General features: G+C 34.5%; 14 protein-coding genes and 4 pseudogenes. 6 read left to right on the top strand and 12 right to left on the bottom strand.

Annotated elements, in window-relative coordinates; translation table 11 throughout:
* Positions 1 to 392 precede the first annotated feature (392 nt).
* On the top strand, positions 393 to 779 hold the full coding sequence (locus COL05_RS08810; RefSeq protein ID WP_098668332.1) for a hypothetical protein: 387 nt from the start codon (positions 393 to 395) through the stop codon (positions 777 to 779).
* A gap of 66 nt (positions 780 to 845) precedes the next feature.
* On the opposite strand, the gene COL05_RS08805 is transcribed toward COL05_RS08810, so the two are convergent.
* The 4 genes and pseudogenes from COL05_RS08805 to COL05_RS08790 all read right to left on the bottom strand — a co-directional run bounded on the left by COL05_RS08805 (position 846) and on the right by COL05_RS08790 (position 5,633).
* Entirely contained in the window at positions 846 to 1,370 is a 525-nt protein-coding gene (locus COL05_RS08805) for a C40 family peptidase (protein WP_098668331.1), read from the bottom strand.
* A 1,398-nt stretch (positions 1,371 to 2,768) separates the two neighbouring features.
* A pseudogene (locus COL05_RS08800) lies at positions 2,769 to 3,285 on the bottom strand (ClbS/DfsB family four-helix bundle protein).
* Positions 3,286 to 3,437: 152 nt separating this feature from the next.
* Positions 3,438 to 4,199, bottom strand: coding sequence for a glycosyltransferase (locus COL05_RS08795; protein ID WP_098668330.1), 762 nt, complete (start codon positions 4,197 to 4,199; stop codon positions 3,438 to 3,440).
* Positions 4,200 to 5,243: 1,044 nt separating this feature from the next.
* On the bottom strand, positions 5,244 to 5,633 hold the full coding sequence (locus tag COL05_RS08790; RefSeq protein WP_098668329.1) for a VOC family protein: 390 nt from the start codon (positions 5,631 to 5,633) through the stop codon (positions 5,244 to 5,246).
* Positions 5,634 to 5,836: 203 nt separating this feature from the next.
* Between COL05_RS08790 and COL05_RS08785 the strand changes: the two are divergent.
* Positions 5,837 to 6,457: pseudogene (locus COL05_RS08785) on the top strand (multicopper oxidase domain-containing protein); the annotation flags it as partial.
* A 948-nt stretch (positions 6,458 to 7,405) separates the two neighbouring features.
* On the opposite strand, the gene COL05_RS08775 reads toward COL05_RS08785, so the two are convergent.
* A complete protein-coding gene (locus COL05_RS08775; RefSeq protein ID WP_098668327.1) occupies positions 7,406 to 8,092 on the bottom strand; it encodes a CPBP family intramembrane glutamic endopeptidase in 687 nt (228 codons plus the stop codon).
* Between the two features lie 385 nt (positions 8,093 to 8,477).
* Here COL05_RS08775 and COL05_RS31245 point away from each other — a divergent pair, with 385 nt between their 5' ends.
* The 4 genes from COL05_RS31245 to COL05_RS08755 all read left to right on the top strand — a co-directional run bounded on the left by COL05_RS31245 (position 8,478) and on the right by COL05_RS08755 (position 12,296).
* Positions 8,478 to 8,642 carry a hypothetical protein gene (locus COL05_RS31245; RefSeq protein ID WP_098668326.1) on the top strand — a complete coding sequence of 55 codons (165 nt, stop codon included), beginning with the start codon at positions 8,478 to 8,480 and terminating at the stop codon, positions 8,640 to 8,642.
* A gap of 295 nt (positions 8,643 to 8,937) precedes the next feature.
* A complete protein-coding gene (locus COL05_RS08765) occupies positions 8,938 to 9,099 on the top strand; it encodes an exosporium leader peptide-containing protein (protein ID WP_098668325.1) in 162 nt (53 codons plus the stop codon).
* Between the two features lie 32 nt (positions 9,100 to 9,131).
* Positions 9,132 to 9,518: a hypothetical protein gene (locus tag COL05_RS31780; RefSeq protein ID WP_257152545.1), complete on the top strand. Its 387-nt coding sequence runs from the start codon at positions 9,132 to 9,134 to the stop codon at positions 9,516 to 9,518.
* 2,247 nt (positions 9,519 to 11,765) lie between these two features.
* A complete protein-coding gene (locus COL05_RS08755) occupies positions 11,766 to 12,296 on the top strand; it encodes a GNAT family N-acetyltransferase (protein ID WP_098668324.1) in 531 nt (176 codons plus the stop codon).
* Positions 12,297 to 12,460: 164 nt separating this feature from the next.
* On the opposite strand, the gene COL05_RS08750 is transcribed toward COL05_RS08755, so the two are convergent.
* The 7 genes and pseudogenes from COL05_RS08750 to COL05_RS08720 all read right to left on the bottom strand — a co-directional run bounded on the left by COL05_RS08750 (position 12,461) and on the right by COL05_RS08720 (position 22,665).
* Positions 12,461 to 12,760 carry a DUF2325 domain-containing protein gene (locus tag COL05_RS08750; RefSeq protein ID WP_098668323.1) on the bottom strand — a complete coding sequence of 100 codons (300 nt, stop codon included), beginning with the start codon at positions 12,758 to 12,760 and terminating at the stop codon, positions 12,461 to 12,463.
* A 21-nt stretch (positions 12,761 to 12,781) separates the two neighbouring features.
* Entirely contained in the window at positions 12,782 to 13,141 is a 360-nt protein-coding gene (locus COL05_RS08745) for a hypothetical protein (RefSeq protein WP_257152544.1), read from the bottom strand.
* A gap of 164 nt (positions 13,142 to 13,305) precedes the next feature.
* Positions 13,306 to 13,881, bottom strand: a complete 576-nt coding sequence (locus COL05_RS08740) for a hypothetical protein (RefSeq protein ID WP_098668322.1) — start codon at positions 13,879 to 13,881, stop codon at positions 13,306 to 13,308.
* Positions 13,882 to 13,897: 16 nt separating this feature from the next.
* A pseudogene (locus COL05_RS08735) lies at positions 13,898 to 14,818 on the bottom strand (peptidoglycan DD-metalloendopeptidase family protein); the annotation flags it as partial.
* A 112-nt stretch (positions 14,819 to 14,930) separates the two neighbouring features.
* On the bottom strand, positions 14,931 to 16,754 hold the full coding sequence (locus COL05_RS08730) for a reverse transcriptase domain-containing protein (protein ID WP_098668320.1): 1,824 nt from the start codon (positions 16,752 to 16,754) through the stop codon (positions 14,931 to 14,933).
* 587 nt (positions 16,755 to 17,341) lie between these two features.
* Positions 17,342 to 18,634 (bottom strand): annotated as a pseudogene (locus COL05_RS08725) (lysozyme family protein); the annotation flags it as partial.
* On the bottom strand, positions 18,631 to 22,665 hold the full coding sequence (locus tag COL05_RS08720; RefSeq protein ID WP_098668319.1) for a TrbL/VirB6 family protein: 4,035 nt from the start codon (positions 22,663 to 22,665) through the stop codon (positions 18,631 to 18,633). The gene COL05_RS08720 and the pseudogene COL05_RS08725, both read right to left, overlap by 4 nt.
* Positions 22,666 to 22,683: the final 18 nt, after the last annotated feature.

Raw genomic sequence — 22,683 nt, 5'->3', positions numbered from 1 at the left:
TAAGTTGATGGATGTGGGGTTGCATCACATGCCCATCAAGTTAAAAAATGCATTGTCCCCAAAACGAAAATTATTTCCCTCTAAAATTGAATTTTTCGCAAAAATATCGTTACCACATGATAATTCTTGCAACCTTTATAGTTTCTTAACACCTAAAATTCTCCCTCCTTCCACTTAATATAAGTTTTTGCTATAGATTTTTTGAACTTAAATTGAATGCCTTCAAAAAAGATAGATATTTTTAGCTGCTTTTTTTCGTTTATTACGCAATAAGTTTTTCTAATTATGTTAATAATAAGATATTGTTTTATCAAATTCTGCATATGTAATACTTTAACATGATATATTAATATTTAAACGTAAGTGAAATACTAATATTAGGAGGATTTATAATGTTCAAAAAAATTATTTTGTCTAGTACTATTCTTTTGGGAACTTTAGGTATAACAACTTTGTCTTTTCCAGAATTAAGTTTAACAAAAGCAGAAGCTGCAATTAATGATGCAAAGATTCAAAAGGTTAAGATTGCTGGCAGAGATTATGAAAATGAAACTGATGTACCAGCTTATATGACAGGTTCTTTTTTTATGGTAGGAGATAAAGGAGTAACATATACTATTAAACAATATGAATTTAATAAAGTTATTGGTACGACAAATGTTACTACAAAGGGGTTATCTTCTCCAGTTGTTTTCTCTATGCCAATCACTGAGGGAAATAAATATGAGGTAACTTACAATGGCCGAGTGATTAGTACTTTTGTTGTCCGAGGACATTAATTAATCAAAAAGAACTGAAGTCAATTTTGACTTCAGTTCTTTTTCTGGAACCTTATAATACATTCCTTATTTAATTCGACCATATCCTGCAATATATTTACTCCAATATGTACTATTTAAGCTAGCTTCACCTACTCCGGAATTACTAGCATTATAAAACTTGTTATTACCAATATACATACCAACATGAGTAATACCTGATTTGCCCGGAACCGTTCCTTTAAAGAAAACTAAATCTCCTGGTTGAAGTGCCTTTCTTTCAACACGTGTTGTTTGATTGTATTGATCTTGTGATGTACGTGGTAATTTAATCCCTTGCGTTCCATATCCCCATTGCATTAATCCCGAACAATCAAATCCAGTTTTAGGACTATTTCCGCCATATTTATATGGTTTACCTTCATGTTTTTTCATTTCTGCATAGACTTTGTTAAATTGGCTCGCAGTTATTGATTTAGTAGTGGAAGCTGATATAGATTGTATTGTATTTTCCTTCTGAGAAACACTACCAATTTCATCTGCAAAAGCATAACTACCACCCGATCCTAGCATGACACCTAACGTTAATGACCCAATAATAAGTTTCTTCATAAATTTCTCCTCCTATAATCTTTTGCAAGAATTTATTCTTCTCACCTAATAGATTAATTGGAATATACGGAGAAAAAAACATAGATAATCAGACAGCATTCTACATATTTCTCATATTTTGTATATTTATTAATGTTTCATTCTCCTATATTTTTTAAATTAGATAAATATAGGAGTTACAATAATAATTTATACAATAAAAGCATAAAAATTAATTATTAAAACATTCAGATATTAATTGAGAAATAAAAACAACTCTTTTATATAATAAATAAAGGTAAAAGTATTGATTTGAGAATTATACACACCAAGATTACATTTAAGAAAGGCAGAAGAATCCGATTTATTAAATTTATCTTTTTAGCCATGAAGGTTCCTTCCTCAAGCAACGCGAAGTAAGTAGGTATGAGATGAATGTCGGCTGGAATAAGCCAACATGTTTGCTACCATATACTTGTACAGATTGCTCTTTGAAAACTGAAGATATGAGGTTGGTTGCAGAAAAACGTTGCAACCGTAAAATCTTCAACGTTCTTTCGCCCCACGTTTGCTGAAGTTGCGAAAACCAAGCTAAAGTAGGAAGCGTGGTGAGTCAACGTACAAGATACTTATGTTTTCACCGTAGGGACTACGGGTAGAGCCTGCTAAAATAACTTTTGGATACACCGGTGTTCGCAGGAATCTCCCACTTCAAACAGTCCGTAAGGACGTTAAGTGTTGAGTAGTTCAATGCTAATATCAATCATGTACTGATATTTAAAGTAAAGATAAAAATTATCCCTTTGAATAATTTTTTAATAATGTCCTTTCTATTCAACAGTTTTTCTTCTTTCATTTTAATAAATTCACTTGTGCTATTAAATGGAATAAACAATTAAGAAACAAAATTGATATAAAACATCAAATAATTCCTTCTCAATTTCCCTCTCATACATAATAAAAAATAACTAAGAAAGGGCTGAACTATGCGCAGATATCAATACTTTTAATCTATCCATTACCAATATAATTAAGATAAAAGTATTGATATGAGGTTGGTTGCAGAAAAACATTGCAACTGTAAAATATTCAACGTTCTATGACCCTTACTTGCCGAAGTTGTGAAAACCGAGCTAAAATAGGTAGTTTTTTAAGTCGTTTAATAGAATTGTCCCATTGGTTTAGCAAATGATTTTTTGTAAATAATATGTTTGTTAAAAAATTAATTAAGGAGGACTTGTATGCCACATGCTACAAAATGTAATAATAGGTTTCATCACTAAATAAAAAAGCCTAATTTCTTCACATTAAAGTGAGAAGTTAGGCTTTTTTAATATTGGAATTTCCTTCACGTTGTAAATCCACATTTTTCTGAAGCTAACTCATATATAAGAAATAGACTTTATTACCTTTCTTAAATCACTTATAAGACTGTTTTTTCCACTTTCTTATTTTAGTTCTGAAATTCGTAAATAGAGCAACTGTATTGATATGCACCCATTTCCAAATAGGCCACTTTGCTTTTGTTGTGGTCCATTTTCTTTGTTCTGGTTGGAATAATTCTACCTTAGAAAGATCATTTATCAAATCAATTAACATTTGAACTAACTTTGTTAATTCTTCCTCCTGCTGTTTTAAAGTTAACATACCGTCTTAATCATAAAAATATTGATAAAGCTCACCTAAGTTATCCATTTGTAGTCCGGAGTAGGTATTTGTACGTCAAGTCCACATTGTTCGTCTGTTTCCCATAATAATAAGTTAATCCACCCCACCCCAATTGATAAGAAAGGATTTCAGAAGGAGTTTTGTCCACTTCAGAGATATGTTCACCTCTCAAAATTTCAGGAATCACCTTAAATTCTTCAATAAATTTCTTATAAGCTTTATCGATTGGTTCAATTAATTCTTCAGCATTAGCGTACTGTTTCTTAATTCTTTCATACCTTTATTTTTGATACCTTCAGCATATGGTTAATGGTCTACATTCAACCAAACTAAAAGAATNNATTCTTTTAGTTTGGTTGAAATTTATTTATCTTAGTTTATGAGTTCACTTGACGATGATTTGTTTGGTATTCTTCGCCTCTATCTTTCTTGGTTATCATAATATGTTTTATCTGCGTATTTTTTATCATTTCCTCTTAGATAGGCTAAGATTACTTTTGGATTTTTAAGTAAAGCCCAGTCTCCATATGTATCAAATCTTCTGCATGAAGTTATCATTCCATTTTTAATGGTACCGAATTTCTTATTATTTTGTTTCCCCCATTTTTTTAACCGTTTAGCAAAATCTGCATCTTCTGCCATAAGCATATTTTCATTAAATCCATTGATTGCCATAAAGTCTTTTCTATAGCACCAAAAAATCCCTACAGATATAGCTCCATACTTAAAAAGTAAGGGGATTATTAATAATATTGCGGAAACGAATATTCCTAAAGAAATTCTTTCAAATTTCCCAGTTACCCCACCGCCAATGTATTTACCTGAAGCTAAATATTTATCTACATTAGACAACATAGATTCTGTCATTTGGGTATCAGCGTCTATAGTAATGATTATTTCTCCACTGGCTATTTTGGCCCCTGCGTTTCGAATTTTGGATAAATTTTTATCGTTGTTTTTTAATGTAATACAGTTATAAGACTTTACTATTTCTTCTGTTTTATCTGTGCAACGATTTAAAACAACTATAACTTCAGTTTGATCTTTATATGCTTCTGATGCTTTTACAATCGAATCTAAACATTTTCTAATATACTTTTCCTCATTGTGTGCAGGGATTATAATAGAAAATTTCACAGCATCTTTTAAATAGACTCCTGAAGATTTTTTTGTTTCATTCATAATATTCCCCCTTTTTTATAAAGCGAATATATACCATATATAATATATATTAACATTTATAGGATTTTATTATAGGGGGTAGCACGCAAATTTTAACACTTGTCTTTATTAAAAAAACATCCTCTTTCATGTCCATGTATTACAAAAAGAAAGAGGATACAAAATAAACTGATTTTGTTGCTAATGCAATATTTCATTCTATTATCTCGGTTGTACCCTATGCTTTCATTGTCATCAAACTAAGAAAACAGGTCACCCTCAAAATAATAAATAAGCTTTTTCACAAGAAGGTCTAAAAATTCCGTTCTCGAAGTGTAATAAACCTTTAGCTTGATGGCCATTTCATAACAAGCCTATCAAATTAAGTGATTTCAATACCCCTAGTAGACGAAAAAATGCCTATTTATGTAGAACTAGGACATGAACTATACCATTTATTTTCTCGCAAAAGAAGATAAATAAAAAGAAATTAATATAGCTACCCAGTAGACGAAACCTTTCCTTTAAAGTAATTCTAAGACAAAGGCTAAACTATTAAGGTATTCACATCTACTAATAACGAGTGCGGCAACAAAAAATGGAAATACACTCACCACTTGGTGTTCTATACACCAAGTTTTTTCGTCTACCATTGCATTTGCAAGTGTTAACATTATTTTATTGTTAGAACATTACTAGTGGTGAAGTGAAAAATTTAGTTTAAAGGAGTGAAAATGAATTGTTTTTTTTTAAAATTTGTAGATGCATTACCGATCCCTCCCATTATTAAACCAACAGGTAAATGTAATGGCATACCTTTTTATGAGGTAAAAATGAAGCAAATCAAGCAGAAATTTACCGCCGGCATGAAAAATTATAATAAAGTTGTTTAATTTTGTTATAAAAATATAAGAGCCTTGCTACAATCTAGTGTGTAGTAAGGCTCTTAAAAGTTATTTAATTTTTACATATTTAAAGGTATTTAAACTCAAAAATCATTAATAAAGTTGTTTAATTCTTATTCACCTAAGCACCCATTAGCTTAGGTGAGATCGGTCACAATCTTTAAGATACTTCTTTACAAATCATTAATAGATTACCATCTAGATCTTTGAACACAAAATAAAAATTATCCTGAATCTCTGTAACAAGTTCAACATTATTTTCTTTCATAAATTGATAAGCAGCTTGAATATCATCTGTTAAAAACTGAATTGATGGAACTTGGTAAGTGGAAATATCACCATCTTCTTTTCTCCACTTTGGCATGGCATCTAAAACTAATCCAGCTGTACCTTCCATGGATAACACGAATATATGCCCAAAATATTCTTCTCCTCCTTCCAAACCAAGGATTTTTATGTACCATTCTTTGGCTTTCTCTAGGTTACGAACTGGAATAAACACACCACTGATTCGGTTTTTAACCGGTGTTCTGTAGTCAGGTTTAGTCACAAAAACAGCCTCCCTTAATAAATCATTTAATACACTCTAGAATTCTATATTTTCTAACATTTGCCTCTCTTATGTTTAAAAATAATTCGACAAATAACCAATTCTTGTTCAACTAGCCTGCCCTGTTAGTAAAAGAAGAATTTTTTAACTAACTATATTATTTTTTAAATGACTTTATTGTAAATTAAACGACTTTATTATCTCTGCACACGACTACCGTTTGGAATTATAACGGTATGTATCCGGGCCCTACATTTGATGTTCGCAGGAATCATCCCATTCTTGTGAAGTGGGAAAATAAATTACCATTTAAACATTTATTTCCGGTAGACACAACAGTTGGTGGGGCTGAATTTAATCAGCCAGAAGTTCGAACAGTTGTCCATTTACATGGTGGAAGGGTACAACCAGATAGTGATGGTTTTCCAGAAGCATGGTTTACAAAAGATTTTAAAAATGTGGGACCTACATTTCTATATGAAACATATTATTATCCAAACTGCCAACGCCCGACGACACTATGGTATCATGACCATGCACTTGGAATAACAAGATTAAATGTATATGCTGGTCTGGCTGACTTTTATTTGATTCGAGATATAGAAGAAAAAAAGCTAAATTTACCACTACCGCCAATTAACCCTAACTTACCTGATCCCTCTGTAATCCCATCGTTTACAGAAGGTACTACTATTCTAGTCAATGGAAAAGTTTGGCCTTTCCTTGAAGTAGAACCACGTAAATACCGTTTCCGACTCTTGAATGGATCTAATGCTCACTTTTATCGTATGAAATTAAGCTCTGGACAAAAATCCATTCATATCTGTTGTAATTCATTTTTATCGTTTTGGGGGCAACCTGTTCTGTTAGCTTGATGGGCATGGGGTAGTCCCCCTATTTAGAAATTGTTAAAAAAGGAGTATAAGATAATTCTTTCATTCATTAAAGGAAAAGAAAAAAGCACTCCTTTTCAAAAGGTGCTTAAACACTTTATGTATATTGAACAATTAAAATGGCTCCTTCTCGTCCCTTGTGCGAAGTCAATTCATTCCCCACCTATTGATTTCGCATTCCTTGAGGAGGGATTCTTCTTGGCTAAAATGATAAAAAAGTGTATCTTCTTAAGAAAAAATTAAGGTTAAAATTAAGATGGTTCAAGCCGGAGGAAGGCACCTTAAGGTATCTTTTCTTTTTCTCAATGTAAGAGTTCCAAGTGTATGCTATAATTTTAATGCAAATTCCCTTTGTGCAATAAGATAGTAGTATTCACCCAAAGACCTGCTGTTAAAAAATACAGCAGGCTTTTCTTTTGTACATTAAAAAGCCCCGCCATCATGGTAATAGCAAGGCTTATTTTATAGACTATTTGTTATCCAATTCATCAGTTTAATTATAAACACATTTAGCTTCTCCAAACAAACCACCTGTGTCTCGTCCCATTTTTCACCATAATGAGCACTTCCTAAAGGATCATCACCACCGTCTCGCACACTTGGATTTGTAGTTGGTTAATAGCCATTATCTACAATATCCCTAATATATAGTATGAATTAACGAATAATTTCCTTATACATTATATCAACCAAGTCTTTTTGCTTTAAACCCAAGATAGGTTCTCTTGCCAGTTCTTCCAAAAATACAGGTGTAATGGAGGCCCCTTTAAGACCTCAGCATATATACCTCTCAACTTAAGGATTCAAACTATTTTTGGAGCTAAAAGCACGTTAATATTCTCTCATTTTAATGAGAAAGAGTAAGTCAATCTATCTTTTTCATGATAGGACCTGAAACATAACAACAATTAAGTTCATACTAGCATGGACAAAAAATGATACTAGTAACCTATTACTACGCACGTATACTACAGCCAGTATAACTCCAATTAAAAAATATCCAAATATAAAGGGGAAATTAAAATGCATTATAGAAAAGAACAATGAGCTTATTAGTATACTCCAGTTTTTTTTGAATTTTCTTGTTAAAATATTTATGGCTGCATAACGAAAAACAAACTCTTCTACTAAGGGTGCAAGAAGAACAATTGAAATAAGAGCCACAGGAGATATTGCTGCAGCAGCGACTGTACTAGACGTATTTGCTGATTGTGTAGTTAACTGAAATACACTCTTATCTAACATACTCCCTACCACCTGCGCAAGAAAAACTAATATGATCCCAACTAAAATCCATACGAATAAGTTTCTTGATAATTTGATCGATAATTTTGGATCGCTCATTAATTCTTTACTATATATAAGAAAAATGATTATTAGCATAATTGAAAATCCAATTAGTTCCCAATGCACGAGAAGTTGTTGAATTGCTTGCTGTTGGTTTCCCTGAATATCATACCATCCGGTCTTCGCAAGCAATTGGATACCTATAATCCCAACAAATTGAGTCATTACAAAATATATAAGTATGATATAACCTGATTTATGTATATTACTATTATTCATGTTTATGTATTTACCCTTCATTTTTTTATTTAATTAACGATTTTGTTTTTAATAACGAGCTTTCATTGAATCCATTAATGTTTTTCTTTCGTTTTTTTATAAAATTTTCATGTTACTTTTGTACGTTCATTCCTTTTTCTTCTTTAACACACTTTCGATTACACCAGTAGCAAAGGTTGGGGCCTTTATAATTCTTTGATGGCCTTTATAAATTGGTTTTACTTGGTAGGTTCTGTTGCATGAATCGCAATACGAACACAGTTGAGTTTTTATAAGTTCCACTTTCCATTCCCCGTTTCTTTTAAAATAAGGATTTTATCAAAAACTTACATCTATATATTTTTCGTTATATAATTAAGGTATCGATATATTAGGAGTGTTAATTATGCCAGGAACGATAATGATTTTGTTATATATTTGTTTCGGATTAAGTGCAGTTTTCAGCTTAATAAAAGAATTAAAAAAGCCACAGAAAAACCAGTTCTTGATTTTAGTTGATTCTCTAATTTTGCTAGGAGCCTTAATCCTATTAGGTAGTATCTTCATCTAAATTACACAACTAGAACTCCAGTTGGGAGTGGAGCAGTTAGCGAAAGCTAACTGCCTTTTATAAATTAACTATTTTATTTAATTTGCACATCCACTAAAAACATACATACAATATGATGTGAACTTTTTTTCTATATAAGTCTTGGTCAATGAGCGTCTATCTCAAAAGGCGCTCTTTTTATCTATTACTAAATAACTATTTTATTAAATTTCATATAAACAACCGCTTGTCCATTTCATTTGGCCCTACTCCCGCATTTACTATTAGTAATACGAACTTTCAGAGTTGAAATATATTGGACGAACTTTTATCTTCTGCCGCATTAAAGCCCAGTTCAATTGGACCAACACTCCCACCTATGCAACCCTTTCAATTTCCTAACAGCATAACTGGGCCTACTGGACCCACGGGACCTCGACTATTTTTTACCCCCTTGCAACAGATCCTGAACCTATAAGTCTTCAACTAAATACAAATAACATTCTAATTATGGAAATTTTAGTCCCTATTGAAAATCAAAATGACAGAGTCTTATTAAACGCAACAGTTGGAACGGATTTTCAGGTTCATACCCAATTCGACGCAGACAGAAACTTTACTGTAAATACCATTACATATCAGTTATTCCGTAATAATGTTTTACTACCAAATACAAGTGTATTTGGTAGTTATGAAGTCGGTTTCACTGTTAATATGGCTTATTCTTTTAACTCCACATTTACATGGGTAGACCTCCCAACAGACCCCATAATACCAGGCAACCCAATTCCTTATCGTATCGTGGTAAATATAGGGGATTTAAGTAACACTATAACATCAGCTCAAGTTGGAAATCGTGGATTTTCTGCCGTAAGATATCCAACTGATCCGGTTTAATTAAAATAGTAATCACTCATCCCACTATGAAAATGTAAAAGCTAAATTTTTATATTTAATAGACCAAGCAGTTAGCTTTTGCTAGTTGCTCTTTGTTTGTAAAAAACGAACTCAATTGACTACACGCACATATAATATCCTGAGTTCCTTTCTTTATGAATTGATATAGTCATTACAAAATGAATCTCGTCACGAGAGCACTTTACTAAGTGCTCTTTTTTTAGTTTTAAACTAAAACAAAATGAAATTTTCATTTGTGTTTCACGTTCAAATTCATTCTGCATGTATTAGTATTGATTATGATTAGTATTTTGCCTCCCTCTCGACGAGCACTTATACACCGTGCTCTCTTCTCACATAATTATCAAACTCACATTAATATTGCTTACATACCAACTAAATTTTTTTTTATTGCCCACTTCTCACGCATATCTTAATATTGAAGCGTGTTTACCTACCAAGTTACTTCCATATCAAAGAGCACTCTTTTAGATGCTCTTTTTCATGTTGCATAATTCTTGTACACTTGTATAAACTACAAATAGTTTCATTCTTGAGACTCCAACATTCTGTCTTAACAAGCTGCAATGGGACAGTTAGTCTTTGTTAACTGTTCTTTTGAGGTAGTATTGTCACCTTTTAATTAGGCGCTCATATATTAATATTGAACGACAACTCATAGGACATTGAGCTCCTCTCAAAGGGCACTTTTCGCAGTGCTCTTTTTATTTGTTATTCAATGAAGATTCAGCTTTAAAATCACACTATTCTAAAACAGCATGCATATAATGTAGTGTTATGTTTCATCGCTTTCCTCTTTTTAAGAGTACATATCGAATATGTGCTCTTTTTGCATTACTATAAAATAAAATTTTTATTTAGTTTCCTTTTCCACATAATATTTTAAATTCTACTCAAACTACAGTTATAACATTACGTTACAGTGTATTGTGGGTATCGTCATTGTTGGACGAAAAAGCAGTTAGTTCATTGAGCTAGCTGCTTTTGTACAAAATAAAGATTTTATATAAAAACTGCACATATACTCGAAACATACATACAATACTCATAATCATTTCAGAATTAGCCATTGAGTACCTTTTACGGTGCTCTTTATTTGTTACTAAATAATAATTTTGTTAAAGAAGTGAATGAAATTCAATATTCTGCCAATACTAATCACAATACAATCTGCTTCTTACCCAGGTTGTATCGAATAGAGCAGTTATTATAAATAGCTGCTCTTTTTAATTTTTGTTATATAAACTTGAAATTTTTGCCCATACTATACATAACTCACGAAAATTGATACTCCTTAAAATCGTAGATGTAATTTTCTCATTGCAGTTAGCTTTTGTTATCTGCCTTTTTTGATTTTGTCCGAATAAAATTCTAAATTATGTCCGATACTATAAATAGGCTGATACAGCTTGAATTCACAGTGACCTCTGTAATGTTCTTTCCCCTTTCTCTGAGGGCTAAGCAGTTAACGTTTGTTAACTGCTCTTTTGTTTTGAGTTGAAAATAAGTTTTAGGTCTTATTCCTTTTCTACAACATATACTTTTAACCTAACCGTCCAGCTCAAAGTGTTACCTCCTATCTTAAAGAGCACTTATGCATGGTGCTCTTTTTTATTTTCTTTCATTCCCGCATAACATTTCCAACCCTGTTCATACTATTTTTGTAACTTAAAGTTACAAACTATTTCTGTAAGCGTAGCGTTTCTTTTGTACAACAAGCAGTTAGTTCTGTTAACTAGCTGCTTTGTTGTATAATAGAAAAATTTTGTTTTAAATTTACACCTATCTAAAAAACATACATATAATATCTTGGGTATTCTTTTTCAATATTAGTTTTGGCCAGAGAACACTTCTAAAAGTGCTCTTTTAATGTATTAACGTTTTACATACCATAAACATAGAATACAATGAGCACGCAAGACATAATTTTTATATAATCGTGTACATTTTTTGTACACGATTTTTTATTAAATAACTATTTTGTTATATCCCTTGCACTGTTAAATGAGGCAAGCATATGTTGTAATGTTATGTTTCATCACTTTCCTTTTTTCAAGAGTACATATCAAATATGTACTCTTTTTGCATTACTATAAAATAACGTTTTTGTTCAATTTAGTAATTTCTTATATAATGGAAGTTAACTAATCCAGAAGGGACTGAATTATGCACAGATATCAATATTTTTAATCTACCCATCACAACAACATAATGGAGGTAAAAGTATTGATTACAGAATTACAAACACAAAGATTACATTTAAGACAAATGAAGGAATCTGATTCATTAAGTATGTTTAGAATATGGTCTGATCCTGACGTTACAAAATTCATGAATATAAGTAATTTCACTGATGAAAACCAAGCAAAAGATATGATCCGTTTTCTCAATGAACTTGCTCAAAATAACAAAGCTCACCGTTTTACCATTATTGAAAAAGACTCTAATCAAATTATCGGTTCATGTGGCTATAATTCCTTGGATTTCGAAAATTCAAAAACAGAAATTGGCTATGATATTTTGAAATCCTTTTGGGGCAAAGGATATGCCCCTGAAGCCATTTCTGCTCTATTAGATTATGCTTTTATACATTTGAAACTAAATCGTGTCGAAGCAAAAGTTGAACCTGAAAATGTGAACTCCATAAAAGTATTACAAAAATTACAATTCACTTTTGAAGGGACTCTAAGAAAAAGCGAAATATCAGATGGGAAGCTTATCGATTTAAATATCTATTCGAAATTAATAACAGATTAATTTTAGTCTCTCGGCCTATACTATATCGAAGTATAGGCTTCTTTAATTTTTATAAAAAATTCAAATTTTATTTAGTTAAGTAATTACTAATTCGATAATAAAAATTATATATAACGATTAAATTATTTAATGCCCAAACAGTTATCTCAGACTACCTACTAAAATCAAGCCGCTTGCAGACGCTTTAACCCCATTTCAAACGCGCCTGTTCCTCCAAAACCCTGATTAAATAAAAGCGGGACATCATACTTCTTTGCGTATTCTTTTGCTACATCAATAGACACATGACCACACGCACCTTTCTGCACTACAATAACATCGCATTTCTTTATGACACTACGAAACGTTTTCTTTACACCACCATGATTTTTTCCATCGTGAAAAATTACCTGACAATCTCTTTTTTTCGCTAATTTCTCTAATGTTCTACCATTTGAACCACCTAAAACTAGAATTGTACTCATTTCAATTCACTCTCCACATCTTTATTTTTTTTTATATGTACTTGGTGATACTAATAATATAATTGTACAGATGACAATATTCAGGAATACCACACCCACTATTAATACAATTGTGAAGACTGGTAACAATAGCATGAAAATAAAACCACTTACAAGCAAGCAGATGAATATAAATCCATTGCTCATGTCTTCATAACCATCTAATCCTGTTACAATATCTAAACTGTGCATCCAAACTGTGATACTATCCCAATTTGTGATCAACAGGTATCCACTACCTACTAATAAAGCCCAGCCAAATAATGTCCCTAAAAGTCCCGAGCCTCTTCCAGAAGAATATCCTGCAAAATAGTTTGCTGCGGTTCCAAATAATAATCTCATTCTTTTTACCTCCACATCTATATCATTTCACTAATATATATAAATTTCATTTAACCATAACTTCATTATATAAGAAAATTATGAATATTAAATAAATATTTTTAGGTACTCTTTATATTTTTTAATAAGGGTTGTGATTTTTATTCACAACCCTTATCTTTCAGCTAATCCACAGGTACTTCTTCTTGTCCATGTGGTATTTGTTCAATTGGTGTTACAATTTGCGCATACTGATTTACCTGAATTTTAAATTGTCGTGGTTCCAAGAAGTTTACCTGTTGTATTAAAACCTCTATATGAAATGTATCTACTTTTTTCCCACGGTCAATTTTGGTAATACGTGCATTGTAAAACTTATCTCCTTTTAGGAAATATCTTTGAACAGCTTCTGTAGCAAGCATACGTTCATTACTTGTCATTTTCATTGGTTCAATACCAAATCCAGCCTTTGTAAACAAATATGGAACATCATAACTACTATTAGAAATTTTTCGTAGTAAATCCTCTACTGTTTTTGTTTTCGCAGTATATTCTTCTTCTTTTGTATCAAATCCCTTTGGTTTATCTCCAAGCATCTCGATTTCATCTTGATTTACTTGTTCTTCCTCTTGCACTTGTGATTTCATCATATAATCATGAATAGTATTATAGGTGGCAACACCTGCCACTAGTACGATAATCCCTAATATGACCAAGTACTTACGAGACATATTGGATAAAATGTTGATTATTTTCTTCATCTACGCTCATCCCTTATCAGTCTATAACATTACGGATTTGCGACATATGTTGTCCTCTTGCCGTATAGTTTAGACCTGTAATTTGTACACCTTTGTTATCACCTATATGAATCATTTTCTGATTCCCTAAATAAATAGATACATGGTTTGGATTTTCATAGAAAATTAAGTCTCCTGGCTGTGCACGACCGATATCAGGTACCTGTTTTCCCTGTCCAATTTGAGCACCTGTCCAATCCCCTAGTTGGACACCTATACTGGTTTTAAACACGTATTGTGTAAATCCAGAGCAATCAGCACTACCTGCAGCTGGATTTCTAGCACCGGATACATAGCTCACTTTCCCTTGTCCAACCCATTTTTTTGCTTCTTCCAATACCTTTTGTCGTTTAGCATTTGCCATTGTAGGAGAACCACCAGATGATAGTCCTGGATCATCATTTTTCTTAAAGAATTTCATTGGATCCGTTGGCTGGTCGTTAATACGAATTTGGAAGTCTAAATGGACAGCATAGCCATTCATATTAAGGAAACCAGTGTCTTTATCATAGTTAGAACCACCCATCTCTCCAATAATTTGTCCTTTCGTCACCATAGTTCCTTGTGCAATTGATATTTTACTCAAATGTAAGTAACGAGATACAATACCATTTCCATGGTCTACATAAACACCTAGACCTCCACCATTTACATTACCTGTTCGGACTACAATACCTGCTTCCATTGACCACACGGGGTCTCCAGCTTTTCCAGCGGTCATAGCTCCAATATCTACAGCATTATGTTGTTTTCCACCACGAACTGCATCAAACGTATCTGTAATACGACCTGATTTCGTTGGCCATTTCCAACCTTTATCAGAAATCCATTCGCCAGATGCATCTGCCACACACCCTAAATCCTTGTAATATTTCAAAACTTTAGAAACGTATGTGTAGAGTAAGCACCCAGCGCCTTTCCACGTTTCTGTGATAGGTTTCCAAATGCTCCTCTCCGAACCGGACTTACATGTCTCCATGTATCCGGCTCTCCATCTGTCATCTGCATTTTTATATCTCGCCTTTGTGTCTTTTTAAATGACACTCCTTACAAAGAGCGATTGTTTTACGATTTCTCGCTATCATTTGTTGTTCGAGATATGATTTATTCGACTTTGCCCGAAGATTTTTCAACCTTTTAACGTGATGCATGTGTATGGTTGTATTGCTTCGTCCACATGATTCGCACGTTTCCGCTTTTATTCGGTCTGAGAGCCTTGTTGTACTCATTGTGTATCTAGTATTTTGCACAACATCTGTTTGCTCTTTAGAAATTCCGTTTATTCTCGGAAAATTGCGCTCGATAAAGTGGATTTGTTTTATTCCTCTTTTTGTTTCATATTCCACTGTAAAGCGTCCATTTTTCATGTACTTTTTCCTAATATGTTTGGTACGCTTTCTATATTTCGTAGCGAATGTTTTCAACATCGAATAAAACATGAAGTAAGTGAATCTATGCATATGATTACTCACGTTCTCGGCTAGTCGATAATAGTTATACAATCCACGTATTTCACTGTTATACTGGGAAACAATCTCTAAGTCTTCATTTCGTTGAAAGTAATTTCTTGGTTTAGGCTTCCAAGTGCCGTTGGCACTCATTTGGATGGCTTGGTACTTTTTTAACTTATTTACCCATGCTTTATGTGGCATTTTTAATTGGACTTTGCCATTTAACAATCTTATTTTTCTACCTAATTTATCCGTACGAATTGCTTGGCTTTTGAATATCTTGATTTCATATCCAAGAAACTGGGCTTGTTTATTTGATGCATTTGTTATTAACGTTTTTTCCATGGACAGTTCCAATTTCAACTTATCTTTGAGAAATTTTGCTATTTCTTCTTTTACATGTTGGGCATCCTCTTTTGAACCGATAATTCCTATCAAGAAGTCATCTGCATATCTTACATAGGTAAGTCTTCTATATTCATTGTCCATTTGATCGCTGTAAGGCATTTGTTTCAGCTTTTTCTTCAGTACCTTCACTTCTTCTTTCCAGTTTTCGATACTATCAGAATCATCATGTTCATTGGTATTATCAATTTTCTTCTCAAGCCTACGCATTTTACTTCGCACGTTTTCATATTCAGGATTTTTCTTTCGTCTCTTTCCCTGATTGAAGTTGTTCTTAAAACATTCCATATATACGTCCAATTCATTAAGGTAAATATTTGAGAGTATCGGACTGATAATACCACCCTGTGGAGCTCCACTATATGTGTTGTGAAATTTCCACTCGTCTAAATACCCCGCACGTAAGAACTTCCAAATGAGTTCTATGAAGTTTTCATCGGAGATTTTTCTTCGCAGAATCTCCACTAAAGTATGATGTTCAATGTTATCAAAGAAACCCCGAATATCTCCTTCTATGAACCATTTACTTCCTGTAAAAGTACGCTTTATTTCTAATAGAGCGCTATGACAACTTTTATTTTTCCGGTACGCGTGTGAAGAAGTGGAAAAATTCGGTTCATAGATTGCTTCTAAAATCATACGAATAACTTCTTGCACTAATTTGTCACAGAAGCTTGGTATTCCTAAGGGTCTTTTCTTACCATTTTTCTTCGGTATATAAACTCTTTTGGACGGATAGGGTTGATAACGCTTGTTTCTTAGCACTTCAATGAGCTGTTCTACTTCTTCCATAGAAAATCCATCAATAGACCTTTGGTCTACTCCCATAGTTAATGCGCCATCGTTTTTACTTAGATTATTGTATGCCAGTAAAAAGAAATCTGGATTGTAAAGATTTCGATAGAGTCTTGTATATTGATACTTTTTATCAAGACTCTTCTTTCGCAGATTGCTTAATACTACTTTTGGACATTGCATAGTGCCTTTCGCACCTCCCCAATTTGGTAATAAGCTAACAGACTGCCTTCCTTCGCCTTGTACTAGGCTTTCCCTAGCTCTGACTACTATGAAGGCTCCGTTGCCATATCAGATATTCATAAGCCATACTTCTTGACTGTTGGGTCTTGAAGTTATCCTTAATAGCCATTTGGGCATTCTGACTTAGGCAATCCCCATTTAGTAGACAAGGAACTTGCACGTACGATTTCGGATACGACGTTCACACGTTTCTTCCATATAGAAGCGGGTAACAGATGACCCTATTCATGTAGGATGACATTCACTATCCTCATGACATCTGTTAAATCTCGTTTGTAAGCATCTTCCGAGATTAGTTACGGTAGCCTCCCTTGTGCTATCGTTCAAGCAGTCTAGCTTTTATCCTTATTCGTACTTTATATCTCGCCGTTCAGTCGTGGCTTGATGCTTAACCAACTTACGGCTTTCTTGGCATGCTGTTGTCCCCCTTCAGTTTCCCTCCAAGGTAAACCAAGTGATACTAGGTCATTTAAGGTTAACCTAACGGCTTGCAATCACCGTTTTTCCTTGTCCCCTTATGGGCGCACATAATCTCCATAACATGCTCCAACTTTGGTTCGGAAGTTATTAGGATCAGAACAACCTGCTGGATTTTCACCAGCATGCTCCCTAGAAAACGCAATGGCTGTTTCTTCTGAATATCCACCTTTTGCTAATGCATAACTAATGAATCCAGGACCGTAATTATAACTCTGTAAGGCAAGTGCTATATCTCCATTTGCCTTTGCTAAAACATCTTTAAATTCTTGTACGCCTGCTTCAATAGAAATGTTTGGATCTTTAATACATCCTACACGTGCATTCCCCTTTACACCTATACAAGATGGACTCATGTCTCCATAATGCCCCTCTGAAGCCTGCATTGGGTCATTTCCCGCTCCCCCTGACTCCTGCATCATTTGGGCTGCGAGAATACCAACATACTGAGCAACACCATGTTTTTCTGCCATTTCCTTAATTTTAGGAAGGTATCCTGTAACTTTAGCATTAAGGTTAACAGGCTCTCCGCCAGGACTCACATTACCTACACACATACCACCAATAAATCCACCAGTAATAGGAGCAAGATGTCCATATAGCCCTTCTAACATCCCTGCGGCTAATATCTCACGAGCACGATCTTTTTGACTCTCACTAAATTTTGCAAGTTCCATCGCTTTCTCTAAACCATGAGAAGATACTGTTACCTTTTTACTTCCGCTTGCATTAATTTCATCTATTTTTTTCTTAAAATCTGTATCTCCCAATATCTTTTTTACATCTGGTCCGGAATAACTTTCAGATTTAGTTTTTTGCATCTCCTTTTTCTTTTTTTCACAAGGACCATTCGGCCCTGCCTCGCATACCTCTTTTTCCGTATATTCTTCATATTGGATATCCAAGAAAAATGATATAGCATCATGCGGATCTTTACCAGTCAAATCGTTATCATACCGCGCCATATCAAAAGCGACAACCTCTTTCCAGTCTACGTTTAGCGCCATTGAAATTTCCATATACTTTTTCACTTGTTCTTCTGTTTTACTTTCATCATCGGTAAATGGTACAAAAGATGCTAAAATAACACATACAGTAATAATAAGAGCCATAATGAGAGCAACAGGCAATCCCACTGCTCCCACAATAGCTCCGACAATTTTCACTACACCAGCTCTTAGCAGTTTGGCAGCAGCTTTCGCTGCCGCTCTTCCTGCCTTCCCTGCCATTTTTGCCATTTTCCCGCTTGCCTGCATCCCTTTTTTCTTAATAAAGTGAGATGTTGCATCTTTTAAAGGGTTATTTTTCTTCTGATTATTTGGATCGTTAGGATTTTGACTCATAGACTTGTCACTCCATACTTTCCATTTTCATTATTTCTTCTTTTTCGCTGTGCTAAGCGAGGGTTTGGCGCAAATGGAATCAAGTTTTGTGGGTCATGTTCTGTTAAATTCAGCTGTGTCTCTGTACGTACAATTTCGTCTTTTGTATGAGTTACTAGGATTTCTTCTCTCGGCTTAATAATGCTATCTTTTACTTCACAAGCCCTTTCAATCCTTTGGTTTGCTTGTAATCGCGTATCTCCTTTTCCGAATGGAGAAATACGTGACACTGTACCATCAGTTGTGGTAGCAACCATGTAACTTCGATCTCTTTCAACAACCATTTGTACATTTTGATAGCCACCTTGGTCTAAATCAGACATATAGAAGTGACCATTGTCTACCTTATGACTTACTGTAAGTGGCGGTTCACTAAATACTGGTTTCTGTTGTAAAGGTCTTTGATTTTGATTTCCCACTAATTGATTTGGATTAATATTGATAGAACGATTGATACTAATTTTCCCGCCACTAGAATCTTGAATATACGCTGGCGTTGCTTTCATACCATTACGATACTGTGTTAATTGACCGTCTGAAATATTTAAATCTTGATATACCACTTGTCCCGAACGAATGCTACTATCTCCACTACCATAACGAGATACAACTTGTGTCATTCCACTGGAATCTTTCGCTTCAATCCATGATTTATTATTTGTCGTAACAAGACGTACTGCACCTTGAGCAACTGATTGTCTTCCAGTAGCATCTGTTGTGGTTGGTACCATTCCCTGAATCTCTTGAATTTCTTTTGCTTCTGATTGAACTGCTTTATTATAAGGATTATGTTTACTTACCATACGAGCAGTAGCTTGGTAAGCACCTGCACCACCAATTACACCTGCTGCATAGCTTAATCCTTTTGTCACATTGTAATGGCGTTCTGCTGCATTACCTCCTAACGAAGTATGAACGGCAGCTGCAGTTCCACTCATCACTCTTTGTACTGCATTTCCACCATCCTGCTTAACAGCACTAGACGCATTAAAGTATGCTTTTGATACATTCTCCATTCCTTTTGTATGCACGAGATATTTGGCACCTTCCATCATACTTACACCAAGCATCTTACTTTGCTGTGTCATACGTCCCACTGCTGAAGTTGGAATCGTCATTTTGCCAGCACTTTGCGAAATATTTGCTACACTAGCTGATGCATCTGCATACGAGCGTTCAATTTCAGAAACAGACAGATTTCCTGCACGTGCCATACTCGCTTGCGTTTGCGTAGCTGCAAACACAGCTTTATTGATTGCGCCACCTGTCGCAACACCGTGTGAACGAACACCTTGAATCGCACTAGTAATGCCAGAACCTACTTGTTGACTCACTGTTCCAAGACTAGCATGACTTTGTAAACCTTTCGTCAATTGCGAAGCAAAGGCATCTCTATTAATATACGATTGATTATGCAGACTCTTACCATTCGTATCTTTTGCCTGTACAGGCATCGCACCCGCTTGTACCGCCGCTTGCTGAGCGATTGCTTTAAATTCATTACCTTTATCATTTAAATGAGATTGCCAAGCTTCTACTTTTTGCATTTGAGACATAGTTGGAGACAAGTTCTTCATAAAGTTTGCTTTGTTCTCCGCTGCATATCCTTGTTTAAAAGATTCTGTAGATGCTTGTACTAAGTTCCCGACATTACTTACATCTTTTTGTTTCTGGCTTCCATATCCATTTGCTAAACTATGTGTTTTTACACCGTTTACCGCTTTTTGAATGCCAGATACACTAGATACACCCATTGCATTTATATTTGGATTGCTTTGTAATTGTTGCGATAGCTGAGAAGCGAAAGCTTCCTTATTAGCATAGCTAGTCCCATCTTTTTGTTGCACAATCCCTGCTTGTTCGGCAGCTTTCTGTGCATGATTTTTAAATCCTTGCACTTTTTGACTCAAGTGTTTGTTCCATGCAGCCTCTTTTTCTTGTTGTGGTACATCTGCAGGGAATTGCTTCATGAATCCAGCCTTATGATCAACAGTATATGCCTTTTTAAACGCAGCAGTGGACGCACCCACAAGTGAGTCTACTTGTCCCATATTTTGATGGCCACTCTCTAGAGTTTCTCCTTTTACTCCTTCAACTGCCTTTCCAACTTTTCCAAGTGCAAGTTGAGAAGCAAAAGCATCTTTATTCACATAGGACTTATCAAACAGGTTGTTCCCTTGCTTATCTTTCGCATCAACTGGCATTGCTCCAGCTTTTGTTGCCACCTGTTCTGCATGATTTCTAAATCCTTGTACTTTTGAGTTCAGATGGTCATTCCATTTTTTCTCTTTCTCTTCTGCTGACATATTTTCTGGTAATTGACTCATAAACGCATCTTTATGGTCTGCCTCATATCCTTTTTGGAATGCGTTAGTCGCAGCGTTGACTAATTCTCTAGCGTTTCCATATGGTGTAGCATTGTTCTTCATATTTTGCAAATCTTGTTTTCGCTGATTTTTGAAATGAGATATTTGATCACTATTTGTTTTTGCTACCATTTTTGCAATATCTGCATCGGATGCACCAGGGAATGCTTGTTTTAAACGACTCGCAACTGCAGAATCGGGATTATCCGCTTTCCAATTTTCAAAATCTTTTGTAGCTAAATCCTGAGCGATATCTTCATCGGTTAGTTCCGGATACGATTCGCCATTTAGATTTGAATACGTATCCGCACCCTTCTTTATACTCGAACCTATATGTTTTCCTAAAGATACAGCCCCTTCGCCGACTGCAGCAGCAGATCTTCCAGTAACTGCACCAGTAAATCCGCCCGCTTTACTGCCAGCCAATGTCCCTATTGCCATTCCTTCTGGTCCAAGACCAGCTCCTGCTGTCATACCTGCAAATCCACCAGCCGCTTTACCAATTGAGCTTCCAATTTGACCAACTTTTAACATACGAGCTGCACGAGATGTTGTACCAACATCTGTCCCTAAATTCGCTCCTAATGCATCTTTAGGGTTATCAGCATCTTCTTTTATCTTTTCTTTATCCTCCTTAATATCAGGTTTTACTTTTGAATTACGGTAGTCATCACGAACACCTTTAACCAGTCCGGTCACACTTGCTAAAGCACCCATACCCAACATCGTACCCGCTCTATGAATACCACCTGATGCATTAGTACTAAGGCCGATAAAACTTTTCACAATTTCACCAACTGGGATAAACATGGCAAGTAAAAGTAATTTGATTAACGGACTATTTGCTGCTCCAATAAGAGAAATAATGAGCCATAAGGTAATCGCATGAATTGCTTGTATGAACACTGCTCCTATAAATTCTCGTATCCAATATAATGTCTGTTGTTTCTTTTGTGGAAATAGCCACATACCTACCATTAAAGGACCCATTAACATTAAAACGTATAGTGACACGGCTCGCATTAAATAGTAAAAGTTTGCCCAAACGATGAGACCAGCTTCTACAAACAAACCAAATATAATAAACATATAGTCATTTTCATGACCTTTCAAACCCAGCTCAGTAATGGTAAGTCCAGCCCCACCAAATCCAGGTTCTAGAAATTTAGTACCCTTATCTGGGTCAAAATCCCCTCCACTTACCCCATTGATAGCATCTCTGAACTCTATTATTACCCATGAATTAATTTCAAATATGAGTGTATAAAAGTAATCGAGATGCCAAAGGCAAATTGAAATGATCATCAAATCCTTCGCATACTCTATTAATGCAGTTCTATTATTTGGATTAATGGCCGTTGCAGAGTATTTTGCCGCCGTAATAACTACACTGACAAGGACACAAAAGGCAACAAGCTTAAACATTACAGGCATACCTGTGTCTAATACCTTAGTTAGAGAATCACCCGAAAATAAGAAATCTAAGTTTGTCCCATTTCCTTCTTTTCCCTTTCCTCCAAACACTAAAACCGGTAGCGGATCCAAAGTTGCATACACTGGGCTAAGAAAAGCCTTCACCAAATGAATAATGAGCCCTCCAACCCACTCTACTATTTTCTCAAGCATAATTTCACCTTCCTTTTC

Origin of the sequence: Bacillus sp. AFS059628, assembly GCF_002571225.1 — a bacterium.
Taxonomy (GTDB): domain Bacteria; phylum Bacillota; class Bacilli; order Bacillales; family Bacillaceae_G; genus Bacillus_A.
Note: the sequence above shows the minus strand (reverse complement) of the source record. Positions and strands in the feature narration are given on the sequence as shown.